The sequence below is a fragment of the Ruixingdingia sedimenti genome, from assembly GCF_031432425.1.
Taxonomy (GTDB): domain Bacteria; phylum Pseudomonadota; class Alphaproteobacteria; order Rhodobacterales; family Rhodobacteraceae; genus Ruixingdingia; species Ruixingdingia sedimenti.
In genome coordinates this window covers 1-5,896 of sequence record NZ_JAVKPH010000077.1, presented here as the reverse complement: position 1 = coordinate 5,896, position 5,896 = coordinate 1, and the positions used below count along the sequence as shown (strand labels likewise).

Below are 5,896 nucleotides of genomic sequence, written 5' to 3'. Positions count from 1 at the left end.
CCTGCGCCGGACGCTGCGGCTGTCGGGGATCTTCCGGCCATCCGACTGATCGGCGAACCAGTCCTGCATCTCGGCGATGAGTTCGGCCTGCGTCGCGGGAAGGCCCTGCTCGTGGATGCGATGGATCAGGGCGACCATCATGCCGTCCCAATCGTAGGGCGTGGTTGCGCCTGGTCCGCTTGTCACACGGCGGACCATCTCATTCTCCTCCTCGAAGGCATGAACCTCCTCGGCCAGGATCAGCATGTCGGAGATCGTCACAGCAAGCCCGCCAACCGGATCAGTGATCAGCAGCCACTCCTGCCGCCCCAAGGGCTGAATACGGCGCATGACACCTTCAGTCGGGCCGGTGCCGCAGCGGCGAAACAGGGGCAGCAGTTCCATCGGGGAGAGCACTACCTTGCCCGCGATGACCTCTTCGCCGCAGCGGACGGCAGGGATGCCGGTCAGGATCCGGAAGCGGCCCGCATCGGCCCAGCCTGCGACATCGGCAATGTTGCAGCCCCAGCGGGCAGTGACTTCATGGAGGGTGAAATAGACGCGTGGTGGCAAGCCCATGATTGGTACATCCTCGTTTCGACGGAGGATTGGCTTGGCTCATACCACTGGCAGCCCACGCCCTGGAGGTGTGGGGAAAGAATGATCGGAGACAATGACGCTGGGGGCGCCAAGGCGCCTGGACCTTCCGCGAATGCCGTCCCGACAGACTGTTGTGCTCTTGGTTGAGGGCTGCTCTTCCTCAGAAGAGAAGGGTGCAACGCGGGACGATTCGGAACAAGGGGGGCGATGGCACGAAGATGTGGACAAGCCTTGAGGGAGGGGTCCCGGAGAACGGACCGATCTGAATGGCCCCAGATCAATCTGCTGGTGGAATGATCGGCACTGGCGGGTGACAAGGCTTCACGCGCAGATTGCTTGCATTTAATGATAGCGAAACCTATCTTCTGTGCATGAACAGCAGGCACCGCAAGACCCTTGCCGCCGTCTTCACCGATCCGGTGTCGGGCACCATCGAATGGGCGGCGGTCGAAAGTCTGCTGCTGGCCTCGGGGGCGCGGCTGATCGAGGGGCGCGGATCACGGGTGCGGTTCGAGAAGGACGGTGAGGTCGCGACGTTCCACCGGCCGCACCCTGCCAAGGAGGCGAAGCGATACCAGGTGCGCGATGCCCGCGACTTCCTGGAACGGATCGGGGTTAGACCATGACCAACACCATGACCTACAAGGGCTATGCCGCCCGGATCGAGTATGACGATGAAGACGGGATCTTCACGGGCCGGATAGCCGGTATCCGTGATGGGGTGGGCTTTCATGCCGATACTGTGGAAGGGCTGCGCGAAGCCTTCCATGAGGCTGTCGAAGACTACATCGAGACCTGCGCCAGGATCGGCAAGGACCCACAGAAGGCCTATTCCGGACAGGTCATGTTCCGGGTCAGCCCTGAGGTTCATCGCAAGGCTGCATTGGCCGCCGAATTGTCGGGCAAGAGCCTGAACCAGTGGGCCGAAGAAGTGCTCGAGCGAGCCGCAAGGTAGGCTGCCCGAACTTCACATCGACCGAGTGGGGCGGCCGTTGCCGAGATCGCGTGGAACGATGGTCAAGCCGGCAGCATGGGTCGCTTCGATACAATGCACCACCCGGTTACCCTGCAGCAGATCCAATGTACCACCGCGAACTCTTGCTTGCCGGGCCTCATCACGGGCAATTATGTCTGGGCCCGCCTATTGAGGATATCTGCCTCCAGCCTTCGCACCATCGGGAAAGTGATGAGCATTCGAAACGACATTTCCGGCCTTCTCGCCTTCATTCGCCGGGAGGGCGACTGGCTGGAACGGCTGCAGGACGTGGCCGCCGAACATGTGATGCCGGCGCTCGAGGAATTCGAGGTCGACTATGAAGACCTGGGCGACCTGCTGGGGGAACAGTGGCCGGGCGTGCTCTGGGGCTGCGGGTTCGAGGATTTCCTCGGCCAGGAGTATGATGACGGGAATATCGTCGATCTCTATCTGAAGCGGCGTGGCTGGAAGGAAACGGCCTTGAACCGGGCCTATTTCGCCGCGCTGCGGGATGCTTCGGTCAGTCTGTACGAGGTCAGCGATGTTCAGCCTGGCGCTTCGATGGTGCTGCGCGATCTGCTGTCGGATTCCGCGCCGGTCACGGTGCGCGAGAAATCCGCGACACGCACGCTGAAGCAATGGGACCGGATCGCCGTGCGTGTGGTGCCCGAACGCGATCATCATGTCATCTCCGGGGCGCTGCTGCCCTTCCGGGCGGAAGCGGTGGAACTTCTGTTCGACGGCTTACGCGATGCGCTGAAGCTGAAGAAGCGCGATGCCCTGCGCCTGGACCACGAGCAGTTGCAGCATTGCGCGCCGCTCTTCACTTCGGCTTGGCTGTTGACCGAGATCGCCCATGCGCTTTCTTCGACACAGCTACAGTTCAGCAATTCCGACGGCGACGATGTGCTGTTCCACGATCTACGCTTTGCGTTTGCGAGTGGCGTGGCGCAGAAGGATGTTGCCCTGTGCCTCGACAAGGTGACGGGGTTCCACCCTGAGGGGCCGAAGTTCTGGAACTGGCTGAAGCCTCGGAAAGGGCGGGGCGGCAAGGCGAGCGGTGGCATCATACTGGATACGCAGATGGAGGGGGCCACGGTTCTGGGCACGCTGGAGGTCAAGGGCAAGACGCTGCTGGTTCAGGTCAATTCGGCTGAGCGCGCGGTATCGGTAGAAGCGCTGGTGACCGCGGCCTGTGGCGAGTTGCTGAAGCGCCCGCTGACAACCATCCGCACGGTGGAGCAGATGAAAAACGAGCATCGCAGCGACCGGCCGCAGGAAGGCGCCGACGAAATCCCGCCCGAAATCGCCCGGCAGCTGATACGGGATCATCTGGACAAGCATTATCGCGAGACACTGGACGCACCGGTTCCCGCTCTTGGCGGCAAATCACCACGCCAGGCGGTGCGCACTGCAGCCGGACGGGACAAGGTCATTGACTGGCTGAAGATGCTGGAAAACAGAAGCGCGCGCCATGAGGAGGGCCCGATTGCTGATTATGACTTTGGCTGGATGTGGGCGGAACTCGGGCTGCAGGAGCATCGGAGATGACATGCAGCTTGCCCGTTCGCGATGATGATCTGTGGGGGAAGCGTGCGCAGGCTACATCAACGCCACATCAACCTGCGACTGCTGGCTTCGCACCGGTTTTGCGTCTGAACGCCTGCGCGTTCTGATGTATGTCGGAACGAAAATCGAGCCGGATCAAAGGCTTGTCGCCTAAGTGGTTGGTCTTGTTAAGTTATTGGAATCGCTACACTTTCGGCTCATAACCTGAAGGCCGCAGGTTCAAATCCTGCCCCCGCAACCAACGATAATTGCGAAACCTCCGCTGACACCGTCGCGGAGGTTTTTGCATTTTTACCCTCATTCCGCAGCGATCGGCTGTTGCGCCCTCCCGCAACCAACGATCCCGGCGATAGCAGGTTGTCCAAAGCCTCGGCCTCCGCAAGGAAGTCGGGGTTTTTCTTGCCCGCCGCAAACCGCAGGATCGCACCGAGGTCGCCGCGCAGGACGATGGCTAGCTCGCCATTGTCGGGAACCAGCGTCACCTGATCGACCAGCGACCGAAAGGTCTCGGCAGCGCGAGTACGACCGTCTTCATCTTGCAGATGTTCGTAGAGTTGGCCGATCCGCTGGGCATAGAGACCGGCCATGTTCGGATGCATCAGGGGAGGCGGCTCGTCGGCATTGGCGAGTTTGTCCGCCAGTTCCGCCTTGCGGGCTTCCAGCCCAGTCATCTTCTCCTTCATGGAAGGGTGATACATGCCATCGGTGATCGCATTGATGATCTGGGAAATCTGCCTGCTGATCTTGTCCAGTTCCCGTTTCCAACCCTCCAGATCGGCGCCGCGCTCGATGCGCAGCCGATTCACCTCCCTGGTGAACTCGGTACAGAACTCCTTGAACAGCGCGGGATCCATCAGATGCTTGCGTAGCCCGTTGAGGATCGAGGCTTCCAGCGCGTCGCGCCGGATGTTGAGCCGGTTGTCGCAGGTGCCCTTGTTGCGCGCCGTCGCACAGCCGAGCAGATCCTTCGAGATCATCGTATAGCCGCCACCGCAGCAGCCGCATTTGACGAGGCCGGCGAAGAGATGCTTCGGGCGACGCCGGTCGTTCAGGGGATTCGGGCTGGTCTCGACCACATCGTAGGCGAGGCGGCTCTGCCGTGCCTTGACCGCATCCCAGACATCCTGGTCGATGAGCCGCAGGTCGGGAACCTCATGGACGACCCAATTGCTTTCCGGGTTCAGGCGGGATACGCGCCGACCGGTGTCGGGGTCCTTGATATAGCGCAGCCGGTTCCAGACCAGCTTGCCGATATAGAGTTCGTTGTTCAGGATGCCGGTGCCGCGCTTCGGGTTGCCGTGGATCGTTGATGGTCCCCATTCGCTGCCCTGCGGCCCCGGTACGCCTTCGCGGTTCAGCGCCATGGCGATAGTGCGCGATGATTTCCCCTCGAGATAATCGGCAAAGATGCGGCGCACGATCCCGGCCTCAGTCTCGTTGATGGTCCGGTCGCCGCGGACGGCTTCCCCACGATCATCGAACTTCTTAACCACGTCATAGCCGTAGCAGAGACCGCCGCCGGATTTGCCATCCTCGACCCGACCGCGCAGCCCACGGCGGGTCTTGTCGGCCAGATCCTTCAGGAACAGCGCGTTCATCGTGCCCTTCAACCCGACATGCAGATGGGTGATCTCGCCCTCGGACAGGGTGAACATCTTAACATCGGCATAGGTCATGCGCTTGAAGATACCGGCGATATCCTCCTGGTCGCGTGAGAGGCGGTCCATCGCTTCGGCCATGATCATGTCGAAGCGGCCGCGCAGGGAATCGGAGATCAAGGCTTGAACACCCGGCCGCAGGATCATGCTGGCGCCGGAGATGGCGTGATCGGTGTATTCCTCGACGACGGTCCAGCCTTCCTTTTCGGCACGCAGGCGACACATGCGCAGCTGATCGGTGATCGAGGCGTCACGCTGGTTGTCGGACGAGTAGCGGGCGTAGAGCGCGACCTTCATGCGGACACCTCAGTCTGGGAGGCGGCCGCCCGCCAATCGGGCCGTCTCCTGTTGGACGAAATCGCCCGCAGCCTGCCGGGCGAGTTGCCGGACGAGATCGGCGAGGCGGGGGTCGGGGTTGCGGGTGCCAGCAACGCGCGCAACGGCTTCATCGGTGGTCTCGGTGACCAGCCGAAGCTTCGATGCGGTGGTTTGTCGTTGCCGTGCCATTCCCGTGCCGATCCCTGAAGAGCCTGCACAGAGACTACGCAGCATTTCCAATGCGTTACAGAGAAGCGCCCGGCGGCGTTCGGCGGGGAATGGAGGGCTGGGTCGGGCATTGGCGTAGTCCTGAGCAGCATGGCGTCGCAAAAATACTGGCGCGACGATGTGCGAATTTGCGGCTCGCCAGGAGATTTGAACATCTGCTCGCACAGCGCGACGTTCCAGCCATGTCCTGAGGTCAGTCTAATGCGGGCAGGGGGCAGCTGCAATACTTGGCTGGGTCGACAGTTGGACCAGGTGGCCTGACCCCGAGCAAGAAGGGCAATTCTAGAACGGAATCTCGTTGTCCGAAGTGGTGTTTGCTGAGTCCCGGTCGGCCTCGATCCGTTCGATGAAGGAAAGCGATGCCAATACGCAATCGACGATGAACCGCGCCTCCGAAACAGCAAGGAGGTCGTTGTCATGCGCGAAAGAGCGCTTGTTGCGCGCGTCATTGAGACCTTCAAAGAGCTTATGCTGAACGCGCAGGGTCGGTAGGGACTATCCTAAATTTTGTGCGCTGACGTGGTAACTGCTCTCAGAGGAGACCCACGTATGAGCATCGACAAAGACC

Annotated in this window: 7 protein-coding genes; 4 read left to right on the top strand and 3 right to left on the bottom strand. The window is 61.4% G+C overall.

Features of this window, described 5'->3' with window-relative positions:
• Positions 1-558 (bottom strand): hypothetical protein (locus RGD00_RS22820; protein ID WP_310459544.1); only part of this gene is annotated, 558 nt, incomplete at its 3' end.
• Between the two features lie 392 nt (positions 559-950).
• Between RGD00_RS22820 and RGD00_RS22815 the strand changes: the two genes are divergently transcribed.
• The 3 genes from RGD00_RS22815 (at position 951) to RGD00_RS22805 (ending at position 3,106) form a co-directional block, all read left to right on the top strand.
• Positions 951-1,205: a type II toxin-antitoxin system HicA family toxin gene (locus RGD00_RS22815; RefSeq protein ID WP_310459543.1), complete on the top strand. Its 255-nt coding sequence runs from the start codon at positions 951-953 to the stop codon at positions 1,203-1,205.
• Entirely contained in the window at positions 1,202-1,534 is a 333-nt protein-coding gene (locus RGD00_RS22810) for a type II toxin-antitoxin system HicB family antitoxin (RefSeq protein WP_310459542.1), read from the top strand. The genes RGD00_RS22815 and RGD00_RS22810 overlap by 4 nt, the downstream gene beginning before the upstream one ends.
• A 75-nt stretch (positions 1,535-1,609) precedes the next feature.
• On the top strand, positions 1,610-3,106 hold the full coding sequence (locus RGD00_RS22805) for a DUF7986 domain-containing protein (protein ID WP_310459541.1): 1,497 nt from the start codon (positions 1,610-1,612) through the stop codon (positions 3,104-3,106).
• 215 nt (positions 3,107-3,321) lie between these two features.
• Here the strand turns inward: RGD00_RS22805 and RGD00_RS22800 are convergent, their stop codons facing one another.
• Positions 3,322-5,079 carry a recombinase family protein gene (locus RGD00_RS22800; protein WP_310459540.1) on the bottom strand — a complete coding sequence of 586 codons (1,758 nt, stop codon included), beginning with the start codon at positions 5,077-5,079 and terminating at the stop codon, positions 3,322-3,324.
• A gap of 51 nt (positions 5,080-5,130) precedes the next feature.
• On the opposite strand from RGD00_RS22800, the gene RGD00_RS22795 reads away from it, so the two are divergent.
• Positions 5,131-5,307, top strand: coding sequence for a hypothetical protein (locus tag RGD00_RS22795; RefSeq protein ID WP_161906020.1), 177 nt, complete (start codon positions 5,131-5,133; stop codon positions 5,305-5,307).
• 303 nt (positions 5,308-5,610) lie between these two features.
• Here the strand turns inward: RGD00_RS22795 and RGD00_RS23575 are convergent, their stop codons facing one another.
• Positions 5,611-5,811 (bottom strand): abortive infection family protein, encoded by a 201-nt coding sequence (locus tag RGD00_RS23575; RefSeq protein ID WP_425603452.1) that lies wholly within the window; start codon positions 5,809-5,811, stop codon positions 5,611-5,613.
• Positions 5,812-5,896: the final 85 nt, after the last annotated feature.

Excerpts from the sequence above, each read along its gene's own strand:
- RGD00_RS22815 (WP_310459543.1), top strand. The coding sequence starts at position 951 with ATGAACAGCAGGCACCGCAAGACCCTTGCCGCCGTCTTCACCGATCCG.
- RGD00_RS22810 (WP_310459542.1), top strand. The coding sequence starts at position 1,202 with ATGACCAACACCATGACCTACAAGGGCTATGCCGCCCGGATCGAGTAT.
- RGD00_RS22805 (WP_310459541.1), top strand. The coding sequence starts at position 1,610 with ATGGGTCGCTTCGATACAATGCACCACCCGGTTACCCTGCAGCAGATC.
- RGD00_RS22800 (WP_310459540.1), bottom strand. The coding sequence starts at position 5,079 with ATGAAGGTCGCGCTCTACGCCCGCTACTCGTCCGACAACCAGCGTGAC.